At 71.2% G+C, this 25,670-nt stretch carries 17 protein-coding genes and 1 pseudogene; 15 read left to right on the top strand and 3 right to left on the bottom strand.

Annotated features, from left to right (window positions below):
* The first annotated feature begins 21 nt into the window (after positions 1-21).
* The 10 genes from AC6F7H_RS04870 (at position 22) to AC6F7H_RS04825 (ending at position 15,129) form a co-directional block, all read left to right on the top strand.
* Positions 22-5,514, top strand: coding sequence for a HAMP domain-containing protein (locus tag AC6F7H_RS04870; protein ID WP_500755436.1), 5,493 nt, complete (start codon positions 22-24; stop codon positions 5,512-5,514).
* Between the two features lie 345 nt (positions 5,515-5,859).
* Entirely contained in the window at positions 5,860-6,537 is a 678-nt protein-coding gene (locus AC6F7H_RS04865) for a response regulator (protein ID WP_500755435.1), read from the top strand.
* A 144-nt stretch (positions 6,538-6,681) separates the two neighbouring features.
* Positions 6,682-9,450 (top strand): DNA translocase FtsK, encoded by a 2,769-nt coding sequence (locus tag AC6F7H_RS04860; protein WP_500755433.1) that lies wholly within the window; start codon positions 6,682-6,684, stop codon positions 9,448-9,450.
* A gap of 248 nt (positions 9,451-9,698) precedes the next feature.
* On the top strand, positions 9,699-10,529 hold the full coding sequence (locus AC6F7H_RS04855) for a helix-turn-helix domain-containing protein (RefSeq protein WP_500755432.1): 831 nt from the start codon (positions 9,699-9,701) through the stop codon (positions 10,527-10,529).
* 107 nt (positions 10,530-10,636) lie between these two features.
* The gene (rimO, locus tag AC6F7H_RS04850) at positions 10,637-12,112 is read left to right on the top strand and encodes a 30S ribosomal protein S12 methylthiotransferase RimO (protein WP_500755431.1); all 1,476 of its coding nucleotides are present in this window, start codon (positions 10,637-10,639) and stop codon (positions 12,110-12,112) included.
* Positions 12,109-12,930, top strand: coding sequence for a CDP-diacylglycerol--glycerol-3-phosphate 3-phosphatidyltransferase (gene pgsA / locus AC6F7H_RS04845; RefSeq protein WP_500755429.1), 822 nt, complete (start codon positions 12,109-12,111; stop codon positions 12,928-12,930). Before rimO ends, pgsA begins: the two co-directional genes overlap by 4 nt.
* Positions 12,927-13,472 carry a CinA family protein gene (locus tag AC6F7H_RS04840; RefSeq protein ID WP_500755428.1) on the top strand — a complete coding sequence of 182 codons (546 nt, stop codon included), beginning with the start codon at positions 12,927-12,929 and terminating at the stop codon, positions 13,470-13,472. Before pgsA ends, AC6F7H_RS04840 begins: the two co-directional genes overlap by 4 nt.
* A gap of 109 nt (positions 13,473-13,581) precedes the next feature.
* Entirely contained in the window at positions 13,582-13,962 is a 381-nt protein-coding gene (locus tag AC6F7H_RS04835; protein ID WP_109380085.1) for a helix-turn-helix domain-containing protein, read from the top strand.
* Positions 13,963-14,143: 181 nt separating this feature from the next.
* Entirely contained in the window at positions 14,144-14,614 is a 471-nt protein-coding gene (locus AC6F7H_RS04830) for a Dps family protein (protein ID WP_500755427.1), read from the top strand.
* A gap of 194 nt (positions 14,615-14,808) precedes the next feature.
* On the top strand, positions 14,809-15,129 hold the full coding sequence (locus AC6F7H_RS04825; protein WP_500755426.1) for a hypothetical protein: 321 nt from the start codon (positions 14,809-14,811) through the stop codon (positions 15,127-15,129).
* Here the strand turns inward: AC6F7H_RS04825 and AC6F7H_RS04820 are convergent.
* Together AC6F7H_RS04820 and AC6F7H_RS04815 are read right to left on the bottom strand one after the other, a co-directional pair.
* The gene (locus tag AC6F7H_RS04820) at positions 15,077-15,931 is read right to left on the bottom strand and encodes an Fpg/Nei family DNA glycosylase (RefSeq protein WP_500755425.1); all 855 of its coding nucleotides are present in this window, start codon (positions 15,929-15,931) and stop codon (positions 15,077-15,079) included. The genes AC6F7H_RS04825 and AC6F7H_RS04820 overlap by 53 nt on opposite strands.
* Before the next feature lie 44 nt (positions 15,932-15,975).
* The gene (locus AC6F7H_RS04815) at positions 15,976-20,811 is read right to left on the bottom strand and encodes an ATP-dependent helicase (protein WP_500755424.1); all 4,836 of its coding nucleotides are present in this window, start codon (positions 20,809-20,811) and stop codon (positions 15,976-15,978) included.
* Between the two features lie 285 nt (positions 20,812-21,096).
* Between AC6F7H_RS04815 and AC6F7H_RS04810 the strand changes: the two genes are divergently transcribed.
* The 3 genes from AC6F7H_RS04810 to AC6F7H_RS04800 are packed head-to-tail and all read left to right on the top strand — an operon-like array spanning position 21,097 to position 23,023.
* A complete protein-coding gene (locus AC6F7H_RS04810; protein WP_500755422.1) occupies positions 21,097-22,065 on the top strand; it encodes an AraC family transcriptional regulator in 969 nt (322 codons plus the stop codon).
* The gene (locus tag AC6F7H_RS04805) at positions 21,963-22,718 is read left to right on the top strand and encodes an AzlC family ABC transporter permease (RefSeq protein WP_500755420.1); all 756 of its coding nucleotides are present in this window, start codon (positions 21,963-21,965) and stop codon (positions 22,716-22,718) included. Before AC6F7H_RS04810 ends, AC6F7H_RS04805 begins: the two co-directional genes overlap by 103 nt.
* Positions 22,715-23,023: an AzlD domain-containing protein gene (locus tag AC6F7H_RS04800; protein WP_109380092.1), complete on the top strand. Its 309-nt coding sequence runs from the start codon at positions 22,715-22,717 to the stop codon at positions 23,021-23,023. The genes AC6F7H_RS04805 and AC6F7H_RS04800 overlap by 4 nt, the downstream gene beginning before the upstream one ends.
* Positions 23,024-23,036: 13 nt before the next feature.
* Here AC6F7H_RS04800 and AC6F7H_RS04795 read toward each other — a convergent pair.
* Positions 23,037-23,981: pseudogene (locus AC6F7H_RS04795) on the bottom strand (hypothetical protein).
* An 80-nt stretch (positions 23,982-24,061) separates the two neighbouring features.
* Between AC6F7H_RS04795 and AC6F7H_RS04790 the strand changes: the two are divergent.
* Positions 24,062-24,256: a DUF3046 domain-containing protein gene (locus AC6F7H_RS04790; protein WP_109380094.1), complete on the top strand. Its 195-nt coding sequence runs from the start codon at positions 24,062-24,064 to the stop codon at positions 24,254-24,256.
* A gap of 59 nt (positions 24,257-24,315) precedes the next feature.
* Entirely contained in the window at positions 24,316-25,605 is a 1,290-nt protein-coding gene (locus AC6F7H_RS04785; RefSeq protein ID WP_500755418.1) for an AI-2E family transporter, read from the top strand.
* Positions 25,606-25,670 lie beyond the last annotated feature (65 nt).

The raw sequence follows: 25,670 nt of genomic DNA, 5'->3' as shown, positions 1-25,670 counted from the left end.
GACCCCTGCGGGAGGGACACAGTGGAGTCTGGCGCAGCGACGCGGGGCACGAACACGCGCGCGAAGGGCGGACGGTCCCTGAGTGGGCGGGGCAGGGCGCGGGGCGGGACCACCGAGGTGGACTCGGCGGCCCTGAACCGTTTGATGGCGGCTCTGGTGGCGATGCGGGACGGCAACTTCCGCAAGCGGCTCACGGTGTCCGGTGACGGCCCGATGTCGGAGATCGCCGCGGTCTTCAACGAGGTGGCCGACCGCAATCTTCATCTGACGGGTGAACTGGCGCGGGTGCGGCGCATGGTGGGGCGTGAGGGGAAGCTCACCGAGCGCCTGGAGACGGGGCCCTGCGAGGGCTCCTGGTCGACCGCGATCGACAACTCGAACGCGCTGGTGGACGATCTGGCACGGCCCGTTTCCGAGGTCAGCCGGGTGCTGTCGGCGGTGGCCGAGGGTGATCTGTCGCCGCGGATGGAGTTGCGGACGCAGGTCACCGACGGATCGGGGCAGCCGCTGCGCGGAGAGTTCCTGAAGGTCGGCCGTACCGTCAACAACCTGGTCGACCAGCTGTCGAGCTTCACCGACGAGGTCACCCGCGTGGCCAGCGAGGTCGGTACCGAGGGCAAGCTGGGCGGTCAGGCCCGGGTGCGCGGCATGTCCGGTTCGTGGAAGGACCTCACGGACTCGGTCAACACCATGGCGGAGCGGCTGACGGCGCAGGTGCGCGACATCGCGCTGGTGACGACGGCGGTCGCCCGCGGCGACCTGTCACGCAAGGTCACCGTGCATGTCGAAGGCGAGATGCTGGAGCTGAAGAACACCGTCAACACGATGGTCGACCAGCTCTCGGCGTTCTCCTCCGAGGTGACGCGCGTCGCGCGTGAGGTGGGCACCGAGGGCGCGCTGGGCGGACAGGCGCAGGTGCCCGGGGTGGACGGCGTGTGGAAGGAACTCACCGATTCGGTGAACACCATGGCCGGGAACCTGACGGCCCAGGTGCGTGGGATCGCGGAGGTGACGACCGCCGTCGCCAACGGCGACCTGTCACGGAAAGTGACCGTACCGGCGCGCGGTGAGGTCGCTCGGCTGGCCGAGACGATCAACCAGATGACCGAGACGCTGCGGATCTTCGCGGACGAGGTGACCCGGGTCGCCAACGAGGTCGGGGCCGAGGGGCAGCTGGGCGGGCAGGCGAACGTGCCGGGCGCCGCCGGTATCTGGAAGGACCTGACGGACTCGGTCAACACCGTGTTCCGGAACCTGACCACCCAGGTGAGGGACATCGCCGCCGTGACGACGGCGGTGGCCAACGGTGACCTGTCGCAGAAGGTCACCGTCGACGTGGCCGGCGAGATGCTGGAGCTGAAGAACACCGTCAACACGATGGTCGACCAGCTGTCCTCCTTCGGCGCCGAGGTCACGCGGGTGGCGCGCGAGGTCGGTGTCGAGGGTGAGCTGGGCGGGCAGGCGCAGGTGCCGGGGGCGGCGGGGACCTGGAAGGACCTGACGGACTCGGTCAACACCGCGTTCCGCAACCTCACCGGTCAGGTGAGGAACATCGCCCAGGTGACGACGGCGGTGGCCAACGGTGACCTGTCGCAGAAGGTCACCGTCGACGTCTCCGGCGAGATGCTCCAGCTGAAGAACACCGTCAACACGATGGTGGACCAGCTGTCGAGCTTCGCCGACCAGGTCACACGCATGGCCCGGGACGTGGGCACGGAGGGCCGCCTGGGCGGTCAGGCCCGCGTGGACGGCGTGTCGGGTACCTGGAAGGAACTCACCGACTCCGTAAACTCGATGGCGTCCAATCTGACCGGCCAGGTGCGCAACATCGCCCAGGTCACGACGGCGGTGGCCCGGGGTGACCTGTCGCAGAAGATCACCGTGGACGCGCGCGGCGAGATCCTGGAGCTGAAGAACACCGTCAACACGATGGTGGACCAGCTGTCGAGCTTCGCCGACCAGGTCACACGGGTGGCCCGCGAGGTGGGCACGGAGGGTCGGCTCGGGGGGCAGGCGCAGGTGCCCGGTGTCGCCGGGGTGTGGCGCGACCTCACCGACTCGGTGAACGGCATGGCCGGCAATCTCACCGCGCAGGTGAGGAACATCGCCCAGGTGGCGACGGCGGTGGCCCGGGGTGACCTGTCGCAGAAGATCACCGTGGACGCGCGCGGCGAGATCCTGGAGCTGAAGAACACCCTGAACACGATGGTGGACCAGCTGTCGTCGTTCGCCGAGGAGGTCACACGGGTGGCCCGCGAGGTGGGTACGGAGGGCCAGCTCGGCGGTCAGGCCGAGGTACAGGGCGTCTCCGGCACCTGGAAGGACCTCACCCAGTCGGTGAACGGCATGGCGAACAACCTGACCCTCCAGGTGCGCAACATCGCCGAGGTCACCACCGCGGTGGCCCAGGGCGATCTGTCGAAGAAGATCACCGTCGATGCCAAGGGCGAGATCCTCGCGCTCGTCACCACCGTCAACACGATGGTGGACCAGCTGTCGTCGTTCGCCGAGCAGGTGACCAGGGTGGCGCGTGAGGTGGGCACCGAGGGCATCCTCGGCGGCCAGGCCCACGTACCCGGGGTCACGGGCATCTGGAAGGACCTGAGCGACAACGTCAACCTGATGGCCAAGAACCTCACCACCCAGGTGCGGAACATCTCCGAGGTCTCCGCCGCGGTCGCCAACGGCGACCTGACGCGACAGGTCACCATCGAGGCGCGCGGTGAGCTGGCGCAGCTCGCCGACACCATCAACATCATGGTGCGGACGCTGAGTTCGTTCGCCGAGCAGGTCACCAAGGTGGCCCGCGAGGTGGGTACGGACGGCATCCTCGGCGGTCAGGCCCACGTACCGGGTGTGGCCGGTACGTGGAAGGACCTCACCGAGTCCGTGAACCGGATGGCGTCCAACCTGACCGGTCAGGTGCGCAACATCGCCATGGTGACCACGGCCATCGCCAAGGGTGACCTGACGAAGAAGATCGACATCGACGCGCGCGGGGAGATCCTGGAGCTGAAGACCACCATCAACACCTTGGTGGGCAACCTGTCGTCGTTCGCCGAGGAGGTCACACGGGTGGCCCGCGAGGTGGGCACGGAGGGCCAGCTCGGCGGTCAGGCCCGTGTGCGGGACGTCGACGGCACCTGGCGGGACCTGACAGAGTCCGTGAACGAGATGGCCGGGAACCTGACCCGGCAGGTGCGGGCCATCGCCCGCGTGGCGACCGCGGTGACCCGCGGCGACCTGAACCTGAAGATCGACGTGGACGCGTCCGGGGAGATCCAGGAACTCCAGGACAACATCAACAAGATGATCGCCAACCTGCGCGACACCACGATCGCCAACAAGGAGCAGGACTGGCTGAAGGGCAATCTGGCCCGCATCTCCGCGCTGATGCAGGGCCGCCGGGACCTGGAGGACGTGGCCTCGCTGATCATGAGCGAGCTGACGCCCGTGGTCTCCGCACAGCACGGCGCGTTCTTCCTCTCGATGCCGCTGGTCGACGGGGAGGACGTGAGCGTCACCGAGGACGACCAGTACGAGCTGCGCATGCTCGGTTCGTACGGTTACTCGCTGGGCTCCATGCCGACGTCGTTCCGGCCCGGTGAGGGGCTCATCGGGGCGGCCGCCATGGAGAAGCGCACGATCCTGGTGGAGAACGCGCCCAGTGGCTACCTGAAGATCTCCTCGGGGCTCGGGGAGGCGCCGCCGGCCCAGGTGATCGTGCTTCCGGTGCTGTTCGAGGGGACCGTGCTGGGCGTCATCGAACTGGCCTCCTTCACGCCGTTCACGCACATCCAGAAGGACTTCCTGAACCAGATCGCCGAGATGATCGCGACAAGCGTCAACACCATCTCGGTGAACACCAAGACGGAGCTGCTGCTGGCTCAGTCGCAGGAACTGACCGAGCAACTCCGTGAACGTTCGGCCGAGTTGGAGCAGCGGCAGAAGGCACTGCAGGCGTCCAACGCCGAACTGGAGGAGAAGGCCGAACTGCTGGCGCGGCAGAATCGCGACATCGAGGTGAAGAACACCGAGATCGAGGAGGCGCGGCAGGTCCTGGAGGAGCGCGCCGAGCAACTCGCGGTCTCCATGCGCTACAAGAGCGAGTTCCTGGCCAACATGTCGCACGAGCTGCGGACGCCGCTCAACTCCCTGCTGATCCTGGCCAAGCTGCTCGCCGACAACGCCGAGGGGAACCTCTCCCCGAAGCAGGTCGAGTTCGCCGAGACCATCCACGGCGCAGGCTCCGACCTGCTGCAGCTGATCAACGACATCCTCGACCTGTCGAAGGTCGAGGCGGGCAAGATGGACGTCTCTCCGACGCGTATCGCGCTCGTCCAGCTCGTGGACTACGTGGAGGCCACCTTCCGGCCGCTGACCGCGGAGAAGGGCCTGGACCTGTCGGTCAGGGTCTCCCCGGAGCTGCCGGCCACGCTGCACACCGACGAGCAGCGGCTGCTCCAGGTGCTGCGCAACCTGCTGTCGAACGCGGTGAAGTTCACCGACTCAGGGTCGGTCGAGCTGGTCATCCGGCCGGCTCGGGACGACGTTCCGCAGGCCATCCGGGAGCAGTTGCTGGAGGCCGGTTCGCTGACCGACCCGGACGCCGACCTGATCGCGTTCTCGGTGTCCGACACGGGCATCGGGATCGCCGCCAGCAAGATGAGGGTGATCTTCGAGGCGTTCAAGCAGGCGGACGGCACGACCAGCCGCAAGTACGGTGGCACGGGGCTCGGGCTGTCCATCTCGAGGGAGATCGCGCAACTGCTCGGTGGTGAGATTTACGCGCAGAGCGAGCCGGGCCGCGGCTCGACGTTCACGCTGTATCTCCCGCTGTACCCCAGCGAGTTGCCCCCGCACGGTTACCAGCAGTCCATGCCGACGTTGGAGAGCGGCGGTCCGGCGACGTCGGCGGCGTCCGCCGACCCCGCGGTCGTGACACCGGTCGAGGTGACGTCGTACGGGGAGATCCAGAACGGTCCGGCCGCGCTGTTCCGGCGGCGCCGCAGGCCGCTGCCCCAGCTGGAGCGGCGGCCCGCGCCGCAGGCCCCCGAGCAGGGGTCCGGCATGGAGCAGGAGCAGGAGCCGGTGGCCCGGTCGCACCGCGGTATCCGGTTCGGCGGACAGAAGGTGCTCATCGTCGACGACGACATCCGCAACGTGTTCGCGCTGACCAGCGTCCTGGAACAGCACGGCCTTTCCGTGCTGTACGCGGAGAACGGCCGCGAGGGCATCGAGGTGCTGGAGCAGCACGACGACGTGGCGGTCGTCCTGATGGACATCATGATGCCCGAGATGGACGGTTACGCGACGACGACGGCGATCCGTCGGATGCCGCAGTTCGCGGGGCTCCCGATCATCGCGCTCACCGCGAAGGCGATGAAGGGCGACCGTGAGAAGGCGATCGAGTCGGGAGCCTCCGACTACGTGACGAAGCCCGTCGACCCCGATCACCTGTTGTCGGTGATGCAGGAATGGATGAGGGGGCTGAGGGGGGCTGAGGGGGCGTGAGGGGGCCTGAGGGCGACACCACGGGAGAGGGGGCGCGTGGGCGGCGCCCCCTCGGCGTGCGATGGTGGTGGGAGACTTCGCCGCGCACGGGGAATCGTTGTCGTGGTGTGCGCGAAGTTGTGTAGAAGTACGTGATCCGGGGAACCTTCTGGTCTCCTGCCGCGTTTCCGCTACGTGCACAGTGACATCACGGTGACAGGGTGTGGCGACAGGCGGGGTGCGGCTACGATGACCGGCACAAGGACGGGCGGCGCAAGGGAGTCGTCCCCTGGGGCGGCACCAGTCGGTGCTTATCCAGGTCCTGCGGACAGGGGAGGCCCCAAGCCGGGGCGAGGAGGGCGGGCCATGGTGCAGAAGGCCAAGATCCTCCTGGTCGATGACCGGCCGGAGAATCTGCTGGCGCTGGAGGCGATCCTCTCGGCGCTCGATCAGACGCTGGTACGGGCATCGTCCGGGGAAGAAGCGCTCAAGGCACTGCTCACGGATGATTTCGCGGTCATCCTGCTGGATGTCCAGATGCCGGGCATGGACGGTTTCGAGACCGCGGCGCACATCAAGCGCCGGGAGCGGACCCGGGACATCCCGATCATCTTCCTCACCGCGATCAACCACGGCCCGCACCACACCTTCCGCGGCTACGCGGCAGGTGCGGTCGACTACATCTCCAAGCCGTTCGACCCGTGGGTGCTGCGCGCGAAGGTCTCGGTGTTCGTCGACCTGTACATGAAGAACTGCCAGCTGAGGGAGCAGGCGGGGCTGCTGCGGCTCCAGTTGGAGGGCGACGAGAAGGAGCCCGGGGAGCAGAAGGAGCCTGTCGGCCTGCTCGCCGAACTCTCCGCGCGGCTCGCGGCTGTCGAGGAACAAGCCGAGGCCCTGACCAAGCAGCTCAACGACGAATCGACCGACGCGGCCGCGGTGGCCACGGCGGCCCACCTGGAGCGCAAGCTCACGGGGTTGCGGCGCGCGTTGGACGCGCTGGAGCCGGGCACGGGCCCCGCGTCGCCGATTCCGTCGCAGAACTGACCGGCGGGGTGAGGTTCTTGCCGCTCACCCGGCGCGGTTCCGGGGTGAGGCGGCGTCAGTTCGGCGCCTCCGTCGAAGCGACACGAACGGGTGAAGCATCTGGCGCGCGTGTCCACAGGCGTCTCCACCGGTAACCTCACCCCCATGGCCTCACGTCCCCCCGCCGCCAAGAAGCCACCCGCGAAGAAGACGGCTGCTTCCGCGAAGGCTCCGGCGAAGAAGGCCGCCGCCAAGAAGCCGCCCGCGAAGAAGGCCACGGCCGGGAAAGCCACTACGGCCAAGAAGGCCGCGGCGAAGAAACCCGTGCCCAAGCCGGCTCCCAGCCCGACGGGCGGCGTCTACCGCCTGGTGCGCGCCCTGTGGCTCGGCCTGGCGCACGCCGTCGGGGCGGTCTTCCGCAGCATAGGGCAGGGTGCCAGGAACCTCGACCCCGCCCACCGCAAGGACGGCCTCGCGCTGCTGCTGCTCGGCATCGGACTCATCGTCGCCGCGGGCACCTGGGCCGACCTCGAGGGGCCCGTGGGCGACCTCGTGGAGATCCTGGTCACCGGCGCCTTCGGCCGGCTCGACCTGCTGGTGCCGATCCTGGTCGCGGTCGTCGCCGTGCGCTTCATCCGGCACCCGGAGAAGCCGGAGGCCAACGGCCGCATCGTCATCGGCCTGTCGGCCCTCCTCATCGGGATACTCGGCCAGATCCACATCGCCTGTGGCTCGCCCGCCCGCAGCGACGGCATGCACGCCATCCGGGACGCCGGCGGGCTCATCGGCTGGGGCGCGGCCACGCCACTGTCGTACACCGTGACCGATGTGCTCGCCGTGCCCCTGCTGGTGCTGCTCACCGTCTTCGGTCTGCTGGTCGTCACGGCCACCCCGGTCAACGCCGTCCCGCAGCGGCTGCGGCTGCTCGGTACCAAGCTGGGGCTCGTCCACGACCGGACGCCGGAGGAGTACGGCGATGACGACGAGCGCTACGAGGAGCAGTGGCGCCAGGCGTTGCCCGCCGGCCGCCGCGGACACGGACGGGCGCCTCAGGAGTACGCCCCCGGCATCCCCGGCATCCCCGACATTACGGAGCAGGAAGCGCTCTCCCGGCGGCGCTCCCGCCCGCGCCGGTCCGCGGTGCCGCAGCCCGGCGCGAACCGGCCGATGGACGCCGTGGACGTGGCCGCCGCTGCCGCCGCCGCGCTCGACGGTGCCGTGTTGCACGGGATGCCGCCCTCGCCGATCGTCGCCGACCTCACCCAGGGCGTACGCGTGGGGGACCGCGAGCCGACCACGCCGACACCGGTCCCGGCCACCCGTCCCCAGCAGGAGAAGCCGAGGGGGGACGAGCCGAAGCAGGAGAAGCCCAAGGCGGGCATCCTGGACATGACGAAGGCGCCGCCCGCCGAACCCCGAGACCTGCCCGCCCGCGCGGAACAGCTCCGACTCTCCGGTGACATCACCTACTCGCTGCCCTCGCTCGACCTGCTCATCCGCGGCGGCCCGGGCAAGGCGCGCAGCGCGGCCAACGACGCCATAGTCGAAGCCCTGCGGAAGGTCTTCACCGAGTTCAAGGTGGACGCCGCCGTCACCGGCTTCACCCGCGGCCCGACGGTCACCCGCTATGTGGTGGAGCTCGGACCGGCCGTCAAGGTCGAGCGGGTGACCGCGCTGACGAAGAACATCGCGTACGCCGTCGCCAGCCCCGACGTGCGCATCATCAGTCCCATCCCCGGCAAGTCCGCCGTCGGCATCGAGATCCCGAACACCGACCGGGAGATGGTCAACCTCGGTGACGTGCTGCGCCTCGCGGAGTCCGCCGAGGACGACGACCCGATGCTGGTCGCCTTCGGCAAGGACGTCGAGGGCGGCTACGTGATGGACTCGCTGGCGAAGATGCCGCACATGCTGGTCGCCGGCGCCACCGGCTCCGGCAAGTCGTCCTGCATCAACTGCCTGATCACCTCGGTCATGATGCGGGCGACCCCGGAGGACGTCCGGATGATCCTGGTCGACCCCAAGCGCGTGGAACTCACCGCCTACGAGGGCATCCCGCACCTGATCACACCGATCATCACCAACCCCAAGCGGGCCGCCGAGGCCCTCCAGTGGGTCGTACGTGAGATGGATCTGCGCTACGACGACCTCGCCGCCTACGGCTACCGGCACATCGACGACTTCAACCGCGCGGTGCGCGAGGGCAAGGCCAAACCGCCCGAGGGCAGTGAACGGGAGCTCCAGCCGTACCCCTACCTGCTGGTGATCGTCGACGAGCTGGCCGACCTGATGATGGTCGCCCCGCGCGACGTCGAGGACGCCATCGTGCGGATCACGCAGCTCGCGCGGGCGGCCGGCATCCACCTGGTGCTCGCCACACAGCGGCCGTCGGTCGACGTCGTCACCGGCTTGATCAAGGCGAACGTGCCCTCCCGGCTGGCGTTCGCCACCTCCTCGCTCGCCGACTCGCGGGTCATCCTCGACCAGCCCGGCGCCGAGAAGCTGATCGGCAAGGGCGACGGGCTGTTCCTGCCGATGGGCGCGAACAAACCCACGCGCATGCAGGGCGCGTTCGTGACCGAGGCGGAGGTCTCGGCCGTCGTCCAGCACTGCAAGGACCAGATGGCGCCCGTCTTCCGTGAGGACGTCGTCGTCGGGACCCAACAGAAGAAGGAGATCGACGAGGACATCGGCGACGACCTCGACCTGCTGTGCCAGGCGGCCGAACTGGTCGTCTCCACCCAGTTCGGGTCGACGTCCATGCTCCAGCGCAAGCTGCGCGTGGGCTTCGCGAAGGCCGGCCGGCTCATGGACCTCATGGAGTCCCGGAACATCGTCGGGCCGAGCGAGGGTTCGAAGGCGCGTGACGTTCTTGTGAAGGCCGATGAGCTGGATGGCGTGATCGCGCTGATCCGGGGGGAGTTTGAGGGGTAGGAAGGACGCGGCCGTTGCTCCGCCGCAGCCGGACGGCGGATCGTGACCCACCCGTAAGGCCTCACCGCGCAACCGTTTCCCTTCGGCGTACGTCAACGTGAGGGAAGCGCCAAACCGCAGGTTCGCCATCGGTGTCTCGGGCCATTCCGATGGCGTACAAAGTCCTACCGCCCGGTTGCCCCACCCTTTTGTCATCCCCCTAGACTGAACCTCCAGCACAGGTGGCTACACGCTCGAAAGGCGCCCCCGTGTCCATCGGCAACTCTCCTGAAGACGAGCGTCCGTTCGAAGACGTATCCGAGGAAACCCGCCCCTCCGTCGGTCATGCGCTGCAGCAGGCACGCATCGCCGCCGGCCTCACCGTCGACGACGTCACCACCGCCACCCGGGTCCGCATCGGCATCGTGCGCGCCATCGAGGCGGACGACTTCGAGCCCTGCGGCGGCGACGTATACGCGCGCGGGCACATCCGGAGCCTGGCCAGGGCCGTGCAGCTCGACCCTGCCCCGCTGATCGCCCAGTACGAGGCCGAGCACGGAGGCCGTCCGGCTCCCACCCCGGCCGCCCCCCTGTTCGAGGCGGAACGCATCCGCCCGGAGCGGCGCGGACCCAACTGGACCGCGGCCATGGTCGCCGCGATCGTCGTCGTGGTCGGCTTCGTCGGATTCACCGTGGTCAAGGGCGGTGACGAAGGCGGCAAGGAGAACGTCGCCGACGGCGCCACCCCCAGCACGTCCGCATCGTCCACCCCCGAGTCCAAGAAGCCCGCAGACCCCGAGCCGGAACCCTCGGACAGCGCCATCGCGGCCGCGCCGCAGGACAAGGTGACCGTCATGGTGAGCGCCCCCGACGGGCGCAGCTGGATCTCCGCCAAGGACCACAGCGGCCGGCTGCTCTTCGACGGGCTGCTCAAGCAGGGCGACTCCAAGACCTTCCAGGACAGCACGAAGATCAACCTGGTACTCGGTGACGCCGGCGCGATCGACCTCTTCGTCAACGGCAAGAAGATCGAGGACGACTGGCAGCCGGGGGCCGTGGAGCGTCTCACGTACACGAAGGGCGACCCGCAGGCCGGATAGCCGGAGGCGGACGACGCTTCGCCGACGGGGTCGGTCGGGATCGGTCGGCCCCGGTCGGTCAACCCCGTCGACATAGGGGGTCAGCGGGACGAAGTAGTCTTGAGCCCATGCCTGAACGCCGCACCGTCGCACTCGTCACCCTTGGCTGCGCCCGTAACGAGGTGGACTCGGAGGAGCTCGCAGGCCGTTTGGAGGCGGACGGCTGGCAGCTCGTAGAGGACGCCGGAGAAGCGGACGTCGCCGTCGTGAACACCTGCGGCTTCGTCGAAGCCGCCAAGAAGGACTCCGTCGACGCCCTCCTGGAGGCCAACGACCTCAAGGGTCACGGAAGAACGCAGGCCGTGGTGGCGGTGGGCTGCATGGCCGAGCGGTACGGCAAGGAACTGGCCGAGGCGCTCCCCGAGGCCGACGGCGTGCTCGGCTTCGACGACTACACCGACATCTCGGACCGCCTCCAGACCATCCTGAACGGCGGCATCCACGCCTCCCACACCCCCCGCGACCGGCGCAAGCTGCTGCCGATCAGCCCTGCCGAGCGCCAGGAGTCCGCCACGTCCGTCGCCCTTCCGGGGCACGGCCCGGTGGACCTCCCCGACGGCGTCGCCCCGGCCTCCGGACCCCGCGCGCCCCTGCGGCGCCGGCTGGACGGCACCCCGGTCGCCTCGGTGAAGCTCGCCTCCGGCTGCGACCGGCGCTGCTCCTTCTGCGCCATCCCGTCCTTCCGCGGTTCCTTCATCTCGCGCCGCCCGAGCGATGTGCTGAACGAGACGCGGTGGCTGGCCGAGCAGGGCGTGAAGGAGATCATGCTGGTCTCCGAGAACAACACCTCCTACGGCAAGGACCTCGGTGACATCCGCCTCCTGGAGTCCCTGCTGCCCGAACTCGCCGAGGTCGACGGCATCGAGAGGGTCCGCGTCAGCTACCTCCAGCCCGCCGAGATGCGCCCCGGCCTGATCGACGTACTGACCTCCACGCCGGGGGTCGTCCCCTACTTCGACCTGTCCTTCCAGCACTCCGCGCCCGACGTGCTGCGGGCGATGCGCCGCTTCGGCGACACCGACCGCTTCCTGGAGCTCCTCGACACCATCCGGAGCAAGGCGCCGCAGGCCGGTGTGCGCTCCAACTTCATCGTCGGCTTCCCCGGCGAGTCCGAGGTCGACCTCGCCGAGCTCGAGCGGTTCCTGAACCACGCCCGGCTGGACGCCATCGGTGTCTTCGGCTACTCCGACGAGGAGGGCACCGAAGCGGCGACGTACGAACACAAGCTGGACGAGGACGTCGTCGCCGAGCGGCTGGCGCATGTCTCCCGGATGGCCGAGGAACTCGTCTCGCAGCGTGCCGAGGAGCGGGTCGGCGAGACCGTGCACGTGCTGGTGGAGTCCGTCGACGAAGAGGAGGGCGTGTACGGGCGTGCGGCGCACCAGGCCCCCGAGACGGACGGCCAGGTACTGCTCACGAACGGCACCGGTCTGCGGCCGGGCCGTATGGTCGAGGCGAAGGTCGTCGGCACGGAAGGTGTCGACCTGGTGGCCGAGCCGCTCTTCCAGGGTTCGCCCGCGTTGAGTCAGGAGGCTGGCAGATGACGGGTGTCCCGGCATCCGCGGCGGGAGGCCCCTCCGGCGCGAGGAGGGCGTCGGCGAGTCCGGCGGGCCGCCCGAGGGCTGGTGGGACCGCGGGCGGTGACACCTCCCGGTCCTCGGTTTCCGGCGGCATGACCGAGCGCGTCCCAGGCGGGAACGGCAATGGCCACGGCGACGACGACCGTGACGGGCAGTCGGCGCGGGGCGGGAAGATCACGGCGGCGGCCGTGAACCAGGCCAGCGTCTGGAACGTCGCCAACCTGCTCACCATGCTCCGGCTGGTGCTCGTACCGGCATTCGTCGCCCTCATGCTCGCCGACGGCGGATACGACCCGGCCTGGCGCGCGTTCGCGTGGGCGGCCTTCGCCGTCGCCATGATCACCGACCTGTTCGACGGTCATCTGGCACGCACCTACGACCTCGTCACCGACTTCGGAAAGATCGCCGACCCCATCGCCGACAAGGCGATCATGGGAGCGGCGCTGATCTGCCTCTCCGCGCTGGGCGACCTCCCCTGGTGGGTCACCGGAGTCATCCTCGGCCGGGAACTCGGCGTCACCCTGCTGCGTTTTCTGGTCATTCGCCACGGCGTGATCCCGGCAAGTCGCGGGGGCAAGCTCAAGACCCTCACCCAGGGCGTGGCCGTCGGCATGTACGTGCTGGCGCTGACCGGGTGGCTGGCCACCCTGCGGTTCTGGGTGATGGCGGCGGCCGTCGTGCTTACCGTCGTGACCGGACTCGACTATGTGAGGCAGGCCATGGTGCTGCGCAGGAAGGGAATCATCGAGCGCGAAGCGGCGTTGAAAGAGCCGGAAGCTTGAGTTCCCGGGCTGCCGAAGCAGTGCGACTACTCACCGTCAAGGGTGAGACGCTGGCCGTCGCCGAGTCGCTCACCGGCGGTCTGGTCGCGGCGGAGATCACCTCCGTGCCCGGAGCGTCGAAGGTCTTCCGCGGCTCGGTGACGGCTTACGCCACCGAGCTGAAGCACGAACTGCTCGGCGTCGACGCCACCCTGCTGGCGCAGCGCGGAGCGGTGGATCCGCAGGTGGCGGCCGAGATGGCGGTCGGCGTCCGCAAGGCGCTGGGCGCCGACTGGGGCATCGCGACCACGGGTGTCGCCGGCCCGGATCCCCAGGACGGGCAACCCGTCGGGGCGGTCTATGTGGCGGTGTGCGGGCCGTCGGTGACGGATTCCGTTTTTGCCGGTGGCGGAAAAGTGGAGCATCTGCGATTGAACGGCGACCGGGCGGAAATTCGTATGGAGAGTGTACGGAGCGTACTCGCACTGCTTCTCGGGGAGCTTGCGGGCGAACAGACCGGGAATGAGCGGGCACAGGATACGGAACGGAACGGGGGGTTTTGATGATTGCAGCCCAGAGTGAACACGACATCGCTCCCCGCACGGCCGCAGCGCAAGGCGGTACGGTGGGGCGAGAAGGATCCGGATACACGGCCCGAGGAGGGAGCCACCGATGATTCTGCTCCGTCGCCTGCTGGGTGACGTGCTGCGTCGGCAGCGCCAGCGCCAGGGCCGTACTCTGCGCGAAGTCTCCTCGTCCGCCCGAGTCTCACTCGGCTATCTCTCCGAGGTGGAGCGGGGGCAGAAGGAGGCTTCCTCCGAGCTGCTCTCCGCGATCTGCGACGCGCTGGACGTACGGATGTCCGAGCTCATGCGGGAAGTGAGCGACGAGCTCGCCCTCGCCGAGCTGGCCCGGTCGGCTGCGGCGACCCCCAGCGAACCCGTGCCCGCGTCGGTCCGTCCGATGCTGGGCTCCGTCTCGGTGACCGGCGTGCCACCGGAACGGGTGACCATCAAGGCGCCCGCCGAGGCGGTCGACGTCGTCGCCGCCTGAGCGGTGTGAAGGTGTGAGAGGCCCCGGCCGGGGTCCTTCCGGAAGATCCGGAGGGGCGCTGCCGGGGTTTTCGCCTGTCCGCGGCTTCCCGGTGCGTGCGTTTGCCGGTCCGGTGCGTGACGGCGATGGTTGAGGGAATGAGGGAGAAATCCACACGCGGTGACCAGCCTTGGAGGCGCGGATGTACGTCGTGAAGAGCCCGTTGTCCGACGAGAACCTGAAGACCGTGTCCGAGGCGCTCCAGGGAGCCCTCGTCGACCTGGTGGACCTCGCTCTTGTGGCGAAACAGATCCACTGGAACGTCGTCGGGCAGCGCTTCCGTTCCGTGCACCTGCAACTCGACGAGGTGGTGGCCCTCGCGCGGGCGCACTCCGACACCGTGGCGGAGCGCGCCGCGGCGCTGGGCGTCTCACCCGACGGGCGCGCCGCGACGGTGGCCGTCGGCAGCGGCATCGGGGTGACGCCCGAGGGCTGGGTCGACGACACGGCCGCGGTGGGCGCCATGGTGGACGCACTGGGCGCGGTGATCGAGCGGATGCGCGAGCGGGTCGGTGCGACCGCCGAGCCGGACCCGGTGAGCCAGGACATCCTCATCTCGGCGACGGCGGATCTCGAGAAGCAGCACTGGATGTTCCAGGCCGAGAACGGGTGACGTGACCCCGGGCGCTGTGCTGAGCGGCGGGGTGGGGGTGCGGCCCACGGGGCACACGTGGCGTACGCGGCCTGTGGCGGCATCGGAGCGGCGGCAGGCGCGGGGCGCGGTGCGCCCGTGTGCCGGCGGTGCGCCCTGGCTGCCCGGATGAGTGCCCCTATAGCGTCCGGCTGGAGGTGCCGGAGGTGGGGGCCATGAGGGCGCGGGCAGTTCGCTGGGGTACGGCGCTGGGGCTCGGGACGCTGTGGTGGTGGGCCGTGGCGCGGCTGTTGCTCGTGCCCGACGCGGGAGCGCTGGAGGCGGCGGTCGCGGCCGGGGGATGGGGGCTGAGCGTGCTTCCGGTGCACTGCATGCCGAAGGCGCGGGCGGAAGGAGCCCTGACGGCCGGGCGCTGGCGTCGGGCTTGGAACACGGCCGCGGCCGCGCCCGGGACCGGAACACCGGCCGGCACCACATCCACGGTCACCACGGCATCCCCGCGCCCCCGTCCGGATGGGGAGCCCGGCCGGTGGTGAAGGCCGCTCCGGGGGCCGGGCCCGGCTGGCAGGTGGGGCACCAGTAGGTGGGGCGCTCGCGGGAACCGTCGCCCTGGTCGGCCCGGCGGACCGGGGTTCGGCAGCGCAGACAGGGGCGGTCCGTGCGGCCGTAGACGAACAGGTCCTGGCCGCGGCGGCCGGTGGTGCTGCGGACCGGGCGGTCGCGGTTGTACACCAGCAGCTTCCTGGCGAACTCGGGCAGCTTCGCGGCGCGTTCGCCGGACAGTTCGCCGACGGGGAGCCAGGGCGTGACACCGAGCAGGAAACAGAGCTCGCTCTTGTACACGTTGCCGACACCGGCGAGGTTGCGCTGGTCCAGCAGGGCTTCGCCGAGCGGGCGGGCAGGGTCCTGGAGAAGGTTCGCCAGCGCCAGGCCGGGGTCCCAGTCCGGGCCCAGGAGGTCGGGGCCGAGGTGGCCGACCACGCGGTTCTCGTCGGTGGTGCGCAGGAGTTCGAGGACGGGCAGACGGTAGCCGACGGCGGTGCGGTCGGTGTTGCCCAGGATCGCGCGGATCTGGTGGGCGGGGCCGCCGCTCCAGCGCTGCCCGTGCGCGTACACCCGCCAGGAGCCGTCCATGCGCAGGTGCGAGTGCAGGGTCAGACCGCCCTCGACACGGGTGAGCAGGTGTTTGCCGCGCGGCGTGACGTCCAGGACGGCGCGGCCGGTGAGGTCGGCCGTGGCGAACCTGGGCACCCTCAGGTCGCTGCGGGTCAGCACCGTGCCGACGAGGGCGCCGTGCAGCCGCCGCGCGGTCTGCCAGACGGTGTCTCCTTCGGGCATGGGGCAAGGGTCGCACGCCTCGTACGGCGGGCGGGGGCCGCTGGTCAGGGGTGCAGGCGCAGGCCTCGGGGGGTCGCGACGAAGCCCGCGGCCTCCAGAAGCGCCCCGAGCGGGGACGTCAGGGCAGAAGCGCCGTTGAGGCGCTCCACCGTGACCGTGCCGAGGGAGCCCGCGCGCGCGGCCGTCGCGAGTGCTTCTGCCGCGGCCGGTAGGCGGGGGTCGTCGGCGGGCTCCCCGTCCGGGGCTGCGGGCCAGGCCAGTACCGTCTTGCCGCCGCGCTCCACGTAGAGCGTCAGCTCACCGTCGACGAGCACCACCAGCGAGCCCGCCTTGCGGCCGGGCTTGTGCCCGGCGCCCGTCGGGGGCTCGGGCCAGCTCAGCGCGGCACCGTACGCGTTCGCGGGATCGGCGGCGGCCAGGACGACGGCCCGCAGGGCGAGGTCCGGGCCGGTACGGCGGCCCGCGAAGGGGTCGTACGAGGGACGCACCCCGTACTGCCGGGTACCGGGAGCGAGGTCGCGGGAGCCGTCGGTGGGCGGGGCGAAGCCATGAAGGGCGAAGGGGGCGGAGTCGCCGTCGAGGAGACCGGAGCCGCTTCCGTCCGGGCCGTCCGGGCCCGGGCCGGGGAGGGCCTCCCCCCGCTCGCGGGCGTTGGCCGCCGCGCGGAGGCGGTCCACCGCGCCGTCCATGGCGAACTGGGCGGCCCCCAACCCTTCGACCACATAACCGCGCCGGGCCTGCCCGGTCTCCTCGAAGGCGGACAGGACGCGGTAGACCGCGGAGAAGCCGCCCTCGACGCCCTCCGCCGAGACGGCGCCCCGAGTCACCACGCCGTGCCGGTCGAGCAGGGTGCGGGCCAGTGCGTGGGCGCGGACCGTGGGGTCGGCCTCCCGGTCCGGGAGCAGTGACCAGCGTCCGGCGACGGTCGGTGGGCCGGTGCGGGAGACACCGCGGGCGGCTGCCGTGAGCGAGCCGTAGCGGCCGCGTGGCACCGGGCGCTTCGCGCGGTGGGCTGTCGAGCCCGCGGTACGGCCCGAGCCCAGCAGGGAGCGCATGGGGGCGAGGGTGTCGTTGGTCAACAGGCCGGACCAGACCAGGTCCCAGAGGGTGTCGGCCAGCTGGGGATCGGTGGCCTCGGGGTGGGTGGTGGCGCGGACTTGGTCGGCGATCTGGCGGAAGAACAGGCCGTAGCCGCCGACGAGGGCGTCCAGCACCGACTGGTGCAGGGCGGTCGTCTCCAGAGGCTGTGCGGGCGGCACGAGCAGCGGGGCCGCGTCCGCGAGGTACAGGGAGACCCAGCCGTCCTTTCCCGGGAGGGAACCGGCACCGGCCCACACCACCTCTCCGGCGGCCGTGAGCTCGTCCAGCATCGCGGGGGAGTAGTGCGCGACCCGGGAAGGCAGGACCAGCTTCTCCAGGGCGGACGCGGGCACGGACGCGCCCTGCAACTGCTCGACGGCGCGCACCAGACCGTCGACGCCGCGCAGCGTGTGCCCCTTGCCGATGTGCTGCCACTGGGGGAGGAACTGGGCGAGCGCGCCCGGCGGCACCGGTTCCAGCTCATGCCGCAGGGCGGCCAGGGAACGGCGGCGCAGCCTGCGCAGCACGGTCGCGTCGCACCACTCCTGGCCGATCCCGGCCGGGTGGAACTCGCCCTGGACGACCCTGCCCGCCGCCGAGAGCCGCTGCAGGGCGCCCTCGGTGACCGCCACGCCCAGCCCGAAGCGGGCCGCGGCGGTGGCCGACGTGAACGGGCCGTGGGTCCGGGCGTACCGCGCGAGGAGGTCGCCCAGTGGGTCCTTGACCGGTTCGGTGAACGCCTCCGGCACGCCGACCGGCAGCGCCGTGCCCAGCGCGTCGCGCAGTCGCCCGGCGTCCTCGACCGCCGCCCAGTGCTCGGTGCCGGCGACGCGGACCCGGATCGCGCGGCGGGCTGAGACCAGCTCCTCCGCCCACCCCGGCTCGGCACCCCGCTCCGCCAGCTCGGCCCCGGTGAGCGGTCCGAGTACGCGCAGCAGGTCGGCCACGCCCTCCACGTCCTTGACCCGCCGGTCCTCGGTGAGCCACTGCAGCTCGCGCTCCAGCTCGGCCAGCACCTCGGCGTCGAGCAGCTCGCGCAGCTCCGCCTGGCCGAGCAGCTCGGCCAGCAGCCGCGAGTCCAGCGACAGGGCCGCCGCGCGACGCTCGGCGAGCGGGGAGTCGCCCTCGTACAGGAACTGGGCGACGTATCCGAACAGGAGCGAGCGGGCGAAGGGGGACGGCTCGGGGGTGGTGACCTCGACGAGCCGCACCTTGCGGGACTCCAGATCGCCCATCAGCTCGACGAGCCCGGGGACGTCGAAGACGTCCTGGAGACATTCGCGGACGGCCTCCAGGACGATCGGGAACGAGCCGAACTCGCCCGCCACCTGGAGCAGCTGGGAGGCACGCTGACGCTGCTGCCACAGCGGGGTGCGCTTGCCGGGGTTGCGGCGCGGCAGCAGCAGCGCACGGGCGGCGCACTCGCGGAAGCGGGACGCGAACAGCGCCGAGCCGCCCACCTGGTCGGTGACGACCTGGTCGACCTCCCCCCTGTCGAAGACGACGTCCGCCGCGCCCAGCGGCGCCTGGTCCGCGTCGTACTCGGTGCCCGTCCGCACCGGCTCCTGGTCGAGCAGGTCCAGACCCATCAGGTCGGCGTCCGGCAGGCGCAGCACGATGCCGTCGTCGGCGTGCATCACCTGGGCGTCCATGCCGTACCGCTCGGAGAGGCGGGCACCGAGCGCGAGCGCCCACGGGGCGTGCACCTGGGCCCCGAACGGGGAGTGCACCACGACCCGCCAGTCGCCGAGCTCGTCACGGAAACGCTCCACGACGATCGTGCGGTCGTCCGGGACGTGGCCGCAGGCCTGGCGCTGTTCGTCGAGGTAGGACAGCACATTGTCGGCGGCCCAGGCGTCCAGCCCGGCGGCGAGGAGCCGCAGGCGCGCCTCCTGCGGAGACAGTGAGCCGACCTCCCGCAGGAACGCGCCCACCGCGCGGCCCAGCTCCAGCGGGCGGCCCAGCTGGTCCCCCTTCCAGAACGGGAGCCGCCCCGGCACGCCCGGGGCCGGAGAGACCAGCACACGGTCGCGCGTGATGTCCTCGATGCGCCAGGAGGTGGTGCCGAGCGTGAAGACGTCGCCGACCCGGGACTCGTAGACCATCTCCTCGTCGAGTTCGCCGACCCGTCCGCCGCCCTTCTTGGGGTCGGCGCCCGCGAGGAACACCCCGAACAGGCCCCGGTCGGGGATCGTGCCCCCGGAGGTGACGGCGAGGCGCTGCGCCCCCGGGCGGCCGGTGATCTCGCCCGTGACCCGGTCCCACACCACGCGCGGGCGCAGCTCCGCGAACGCGTCGGACGGATAGCGGCCGGCGAGCATGTCCAGCACGCCCGTGAAGGCCGACTCGGGCAGTGAGGCGAAAGGGGCCGCCCGGCGCACCATGGCCAGCAGATCGTCGAACTGCCAGGTGTCCATGGCCGTCATCGCGACGATCTGCTGCGCCAGGACGTCCAGCGGGTTCGCGGGAACCCGCAGCGACTCGATGGCGCCGGTCCGCATCCGCTCGGTGACCACGGCGGCCTGGACGAGGTCGCCCCGGTACTTAGGGAACACCACGCCCGTGGAGACCGCCCCCACCTGGTGGCCCGCGCGGCCGACGCGCTGGAGCCCCGAGGCCACCGACGGCGGCGACTCGACCTGGACCACCAGGTCGACCGCGCCCATGTCGATCCCCAGCTCCAGGCTGGAGGTGGCCACCACCGCGGGCAGCCGGCCCGCCTTGAGGTCCTCTTCGACCAGGGCCCGTTGCTCCTTGGACACCGAGCCGTGATGCGCGCGGGCGATGACGGCGGGCGCGCCCTGGGCGGCCCCGGAGCCGCCCATGAGCTCGGCCGGGGAGTGGTGCTCGCCCAGCGGCTCCCCGGTGGCCCGCTCGTAGGCGATCTCGTTGAGCCGGTTGCACAGGCGCTCCGCGAGACGGCGGGAGTTCGCGAACACGATCGTCGAGCGGTGGGACTGGACCAGGTCGGCGATCCGCTCCTCGACGTGCGGCCAGATCGACGGGCGCTCCGCCCCCTCCGATCCGTCGGCCACCGGGGAACCTCCCAGCTCACCCAGGTCCTCGACCGGGACCACGACGGAGAGGTCGAACTCCTTGCCGGCCTCGGGCTGGACGATCTCCACCTTGCCGCGCGGGGACAGGAAACGGGCGATCTCGTCGACCGGGCGGACCGTCGCCGACAGGCCGATGCGGCGGGCCGGCCTGGGCAGCAGTTCGTCCAGCCGCTCCAGGGAGAGCCCGAGGTGCGCCCCGCGTTTGGTGCCGGCGACCGCGTGCACCTCGTCCAGGATCACCGTCTCCACGCCCGTCAGCGCGTCCCGCGCGGCCGACGTCAGCATCAGGAACAGGGACTCCGGAGTGGTGATGAGGATGTCCGGCGGGCGGGTGGACAGGGCCCGGCGCTCGGCGGGCGGGGTGTCGCCGGAGCGGATCCCGACCTTGACCTCGGGCTCGGGCAGCCCCAGGCGCACGGCCTCCTGGCGGATGCCGGTCAGCGGGCTGCGGAGATTGCGCTCGACGTCGACGGCCAGGGCCTTCAGCGGGGAGACGTACAGGACGCGGCAGCGCTTTCGGTGGTCCGCGGGCGGGGGTGTGGCGGCCAGCTGGTCCAGGGCCGCGAGGAACGCGGCCAGCGTCTTGCCGGAGCCGGTGGGGGCGACGACCAGCACGTCCGCCCCCTCGTGGATGGCCCGCCAGGCGCCCGCCTGGGCCGCGGTGGGCGCGGGGAACGCCCCCGTGAACCAGCCGCGGGTCGCGGCGGAGAAGCCGTCCAGGGCTCGGTGCGGAGTGCTGACCATGCGTCCATCCTGCACCCGGGCACTGACAACGGGCCTGAGCAGGCCGGACGTGGGCGTCCGGTCTGCTCGGCCTCGGTGCGCAGAGGCCGGGCGGGCCCCTGCGGGTACGGCCAGGGGCCGGGTGACAATGGCCGTGTGACTCCGCTCCCCCTCCCGAAAGAAGGGGGCTTCCGACCCGAGGGTTGCGGTCCAGCCCGAAGCGATCCCTTGCGGGACACAGAAACGTACACCAGGGATTCGGCTCCCCCACCGGCTGAAGCCGGTGGTTCCCTCGAGAGAGGCCCGATGGCGGAAACAGGCAAGGAACGGGCGCGGCACTGGCAGTACGCCGACCTGCCCGGCGTCGATCTGCTCCGGGCCCGCTACATCCACAAGACGTTCGTACGGCACACCCACGAGCACTTCGTGATCGCCGCCATCGCCGACGGCGTGGAGGTCTTCCACCACGGCGGCGGCGACCAGTACGCGGGGGCCGGGGCACTGGCGCTGGTGAACCCGGACACCCCGCACACCGGGCGGGCCGGGGTACCGGAGGGCTGGCGGTACGGCGCGGTGTATCCCTCGCCCGAGGTGGTAGCGGCGATCGCCGCGGAGACCACCACACTGCGCGGCACCCCGGGCTTCGTGCGGCCGGTGCTCGACGATCCGTACACCGTCCGCCTGGTGCACCAGGTACTGCGGGCCACCGACGAGGGCAACGCGCTCGCCGCCGACACGCTGCTGCGGGTGGCCGTGACCCGGCTGCTGAGGCTGAACGGCGGGTCGCTGCCCCGGCGCGAGGTGCGCACGGCCGGCGCCCGGACCGCCGCACGCGCGCGTGCCCTGCTGGAAGAGCGGATGGCCGCCCCGCCGACGCTGGAGCAGCTGGCCGACGAACTGGGCACCAGCCCGTTCGCGCTGCTGCGGGCCTTCCGGGACACCTACGGAATGCCGCCGCACGCCTGGCTCACCGACGCACGGGTACGGCGGGCGCGCCGGCTGCTGGACGCCGGGACCGTGCCGTCGGAGGCCGCCGTCGTGGTCGGATTCACCGACCAGCCGCACCTGAACCGGCACTTCGGCCGGATCGTGGGAGTGCCGCCCGGCGCCTACCAGCGCGAGCGCAAGAACGTACAAGACATCCGAAGAGCGCTCCACGTACCGTCCGGGGTGTGGCAACAGAACAGACAACACTCGCGGACGTCCGGGACGGGGACGCCCGGGGAGAAAAACCGGACGGCGCCGTCGTCCGGGACGCCCTGGGCGTCGGGATAGCCGTCGGACTCTCCGGATTCGCCTTCGGGGTGACCTCGGCCGGCAGCGGGCTCACGCTGCTCCAGACGTGTGCGCTCAGCCTTCTCGTGTTCACCGGGGCGTCCCAGTTCGCGCTGGTGGGGGCGCTCGCCGCCGGCGGGAGCCCGTTCACTGCCGCCGCCGGGGCGTTCTTCCTGGGGGTGCGCAACGCCTTCTACGGGCTGCGCCTGTCCCAGTTGCTGGCCCTCCCGCGCGCGGTGCGGCCGTTCGCGGCCCAGTGGGTCATCGACGAGACGGCCGCGGTCTCCCTCGCCCAGCCCACCCGGCGCAGCGCGCGGATCGGTTTCCTGGTGACCGGGCTCAGCCTGTACGTCCTGTGGAACCTCACCACGCTGCTCGGCGCGCTGGGCGCCGAGGCCATCGGGGACACCGGCGCGTGGGGCCTGGACGCGGCCGGCCCCGCGGTCTTCCTGGCCCTGCTCGCGCCGATGCTGCGGACCGGCACCGAACGGATGGTCGCCGGGCTCGCCGTCCTGCTGGGACTCGGTCTGCTGCCGGTCCTGCCCGCCGGTGTACCGGTCCTGGTGGCCGCGCTCGCGGCACCGGCGGTCCTGTGGGCACAGGGCCGCCGCAGGGGAACACCGCGCGGTGACGTACCGGGGGAGGACCGTTGAACATCTGGATCGCGATCGGCGTGACCGTCCTCGGGTGCTACGCCGTCAAGCTGGCCGGGCTGCTGGTCCCCGCCGGTGCCCTCGAGCGGCCGCTGGTCAGGCGTCTGGCCGCGCTGCTGCCCGTCGCCCTGCTCGCCGCCCTCACGGCCCAGCAGACCTTCGCCGACGGGCAGACGCTGGTGCTGGACGCGCGGGCGGTGGGGCTCGCCGCCGCCGCCGTGGCGCTGATGCTGCGCGCCCCGTTCCTGGTCGTCGTCGGGGCGGCCGTGGTGGTGACGGCGGGGGTCCGGGCCCTGGGCGGCTGAGGCCGGTGCCGGGTCAGCCGACCGGGCGGCCGTACGCCCTGAGCGTGCGCAGCGCGTCGATGGTCACCATGGAGCGTGCCTCCAGGGCCGGGGCCGGCGCCCACTCGCGCCAGCGCACCGGCCAGCCGCCGTCGTCCTCCTGCTCGGCCGCGAGGTGATCCAGCGAGCGTGACATCTCCTCGTCGGTGAACCACCCGCGCGCGAGGGAGCGCGGTGTCTGTGCGTAGTCGTGCGGGAAATGGTGCTCACCCGGGGCGTAGCCGGGCGCGACCGGGTAGGCGTCGAGGTCGTCCGGGTCGAGCGCCGCCAGCCGCTGTCCGCGCACCAGGCGGCCCAGCCGGTCGGCGGCCGCCTTCGCGCGCGGGCGGTCGGGGGCGGAGTCCAGGAAGGCGAGCGCTGCCCGGATCTCGTACGGGTGGCTCCGCTCCAGTGATTCGGCGGCCTGCCAGCAGAAGTCCGTGGCCCGGAACAGTCACGCGTGCCACACGTCGTTGCGGTGCAGCAGCCCCACCACCGGTCCGGTGGCCAGAAGTTCGCCGGGCGGGTCGTCCACGACCGGTACGAAGGGGGCCGACGGGCAGCCGCGCAGGCTGGGGTGGATCGCCGGCAGCGCGCCGTCCGGAGTGGACACGGACGTCAGGTAGTGGCACGCGTGCTCCACGCGCGTGCCACCACAGCGCCCCACGGAGTCCAGGACACGCAGGGCGTGGACGGTGTGCAGCGACTGGCTGACGGGGCCCCGCAGGTCGGGCTCCAGCGCGTGACCGTATCCGCCGTCCTCGTTGCGGTAAGCGTCCAGCGCCCGCTCCACCGGGTCGGCACCGCCCTTCCGGAACTCGTGGGCGAACAGACGTTGTTCGAGCACCCGCGCGGTCAGCCAGACGAAACGCTCCGCGCGGGCGAGCGGGCTGTCGGCCGGGGGTTTCGGGGGCAGGGGGACCGATCCGGTTGGTGACATGGGACAGACGTTAGGGCGCAAAGCGGTGTCGGCAGGCGGTCCGGGCCCGGGCCCACACTCTCGGGCGGGATACTGAGGGCATGCGGTTGACGGTCTTCTGGGAACGGATGGCGGAGTACTTCGGTACGGGCTACGCCGACACCTTCGCGCGCGATCACGTCATGTCGGAACTCGGCGGTCGCACCGTGCACGAGGCACTGAGGGCCGGCTGGGACGCCAAGGACGTCTGGCAGGTGGTCTGCGCGGTGATGGACGTGCCGCGGGAAAAGCGCTGATCGTCACAGAGACGGCCACGGGGCGGACGGCTGCCGGTGGCGTGCGCGAAACTTACTCCGTGGCATCCACAGACGAGACCGGGCAGGCGGCCCGGCATCCCTCGGCGCCCGGCGCGCCGCCGCACCCCGGCCCACCGGCGGATCCCGCCGCCCCGCCCGGCGTCCGCATGCCGCGCTGGCTGCCGCGCGCCATGGTGCTCGCGCTCGCGCTGATCGCCCTGTTCCAGCTGGGCAGCTGGGCCTTCCACGAACTCACCGGGCTGTTGATCAACATCCTCATCGCGTTCTTCCTGGCGCTCGCCGTCGAGCCCGCGGTGAGCTGGATGGCCGGGCGGGGGGTGCGCCGAGGGCTGGGCACCTTCCTGGTCTTCCTGGGGGTGCTGATCGCGGCGGCGGGCTTCGTCACGCTGCTCGGATCCATGCTCGCGGGGCAGATCATCAAGATCGTCGAGGATTTCCCGGCGTACCTCGACTCCGTCATCAACTGGGTCAACACCCACTTCCACACCGAACTGCGGCGGGTGGACGTCCAGGAGGGCCTGCTCCGCTCAGACTGGCTGCGCGACTACGTGCAGAACAGCGCCACCGGTGTCCTGGACGTTTCCGCGCAGGTCCTCGGAGGCCTCTTCCAGCTGCTGACCATCGGGCTGTTCTCGTTCTACTTCGCCGCCGACGGTCCGCGGCTGCGGCGAGCCGTCTGTTCCGTACTGCCGCCCGCGCGTCAGGCCGAGGTGCTGCGCGCGTGGGAGATCGCCGTGAACAAGACCGGCGGCTACCTGTACTCGCGCGGGCTGATGGCGCTGGTCTCCGGCATGGCCCACTACGTACTGCTGGAGATCCTCGAGGTGCCCTACGCGCCCGTGCTCGCTGTGTGGGTGGGCCTGGTGTCGCAGTTCATCCCCACCATCGGTACGTATCTGGCGGGCGCTCTGCCCATGCTGATCGCCTTCACGGTCGACCCCTGGTACGCGCTGTGGGTGCTGATCTTCGTGGTGATCTACCAGCAGTTCGAGAACTACGTGCTGCAACCCAAGGTGACAGCGAGGACCGTCGACATCCACCCGGCGGTCGCCTTCGGCTCGGTCGTCATGGGCACCGCCCTGCTCGGTGCCGTCGGCGCGCTGATCTCCATCCCCGCGGTCGCCACCCTCCAGGCGTTCCTGGGCGCGTACGTGAAGCGCTACGACGTGACGGACGACCCCCGCGTGCACGGCCACCACCGCCCCGGCGAGCGGGGGATCCTCGTCGCCCGTGCCCGGGGCCTCTGGAGCAGCCGACGGGGTGCGACACCACCTCGGAGTGGGGACGCCGGGAGCACGGGGGACATCGGGGACACCGAGGGCTCCTGAGCGACGGCGGAGCCGTTGCCGGAGGGTGAACGCCTTGTGAGGGTGCCGCGTGGTGCACTTGACAC

Source organism: Streptomyces sp. MMS24-W38, assembly GCF_059889265.1.
The sequence above is the reverse complement of the archived record's forward strand: the minus strand, read 5'-3'. Positions and strand labels throughout refer to the sequence as shown.

Coding starts and splice junctions, on each gene's coding strand:
- AC6F7H_RS04865 (WP_500755435.1), top strand. CDS start 5,860: ATGGTGCAGAAGGCCAAGATCCTCCTGGTCGATGACCGGCCGGAGAAT.
- pgsA (WP_500755429.1), top strand. CDS start 12,109: ATGACGGGTGTCCCGGCATCCGCGGCGGGAGGCCCCTCCGGCGCGAGG.
- AC6F7H_RS04835 (WP_109380085.1), top strand. CDS start 13,582: ATGATTCTGCTCCGTCGCCTGCTGGGTGACGTGCTGCGTCGGCAGCGC.
- AC6F7H_RS04820 (WP_500755425.1), bottom strand. CDS start 15,931: ATGCCCGAAGGAGACACCGTCTGGCAGACCGCGCGGCGGCTGCACGGC.
- AC6F7H_RS04830 (WP_500755427.1), top strand. CDS start 14,144: ATGTACGTCGTGAAGAGCCCGTTGTCCGACGAGAACCTGAAGACCGTG.
- AC6F7H_RS04815 (WP_500755424.1), bottom strand. CDS start 20,811: ATGGTCAGCACTCCGCACCGAGCCCTGGACGGCTTCTCCGCCGCGACC.
- AC6F7H_RS04810 (WP_500755422.1), top strand. CDS start 21,097: ATGGCGGAAACAGGCAAGGAACGGGCGCGGCACTGGCAGTACGCCGAC.
- AC6F7H_RS04790 (WP_109380094.1), top strand. CDS start 24,062: ATGCGGTTGACGGTCTTCTGGGAACGGATGGCGGAGTACTTCGGTACG.
- rimO (WP_500755431.1), top strand. CDS start 10,637: ATGCCTGAACGCCGCACCGTCGCACTCGTCACCCTTGGCTGCGCCCGT.
- AC6F7H_RS04860 (WP_500755433.1), top strand. CDS start 6,682: ATGGCCTCACGTCCCCCCGCCGCCAAGAAGCCACCCGCGAAGAAGACG.
- AC6F7H_RS04825 (WP_500755426.1), top strand. CDS start 14,809: ATGAGGGCGCGGGCAGTTCGCTGGGGTACGGCGCTGGGGCTCGGGACG.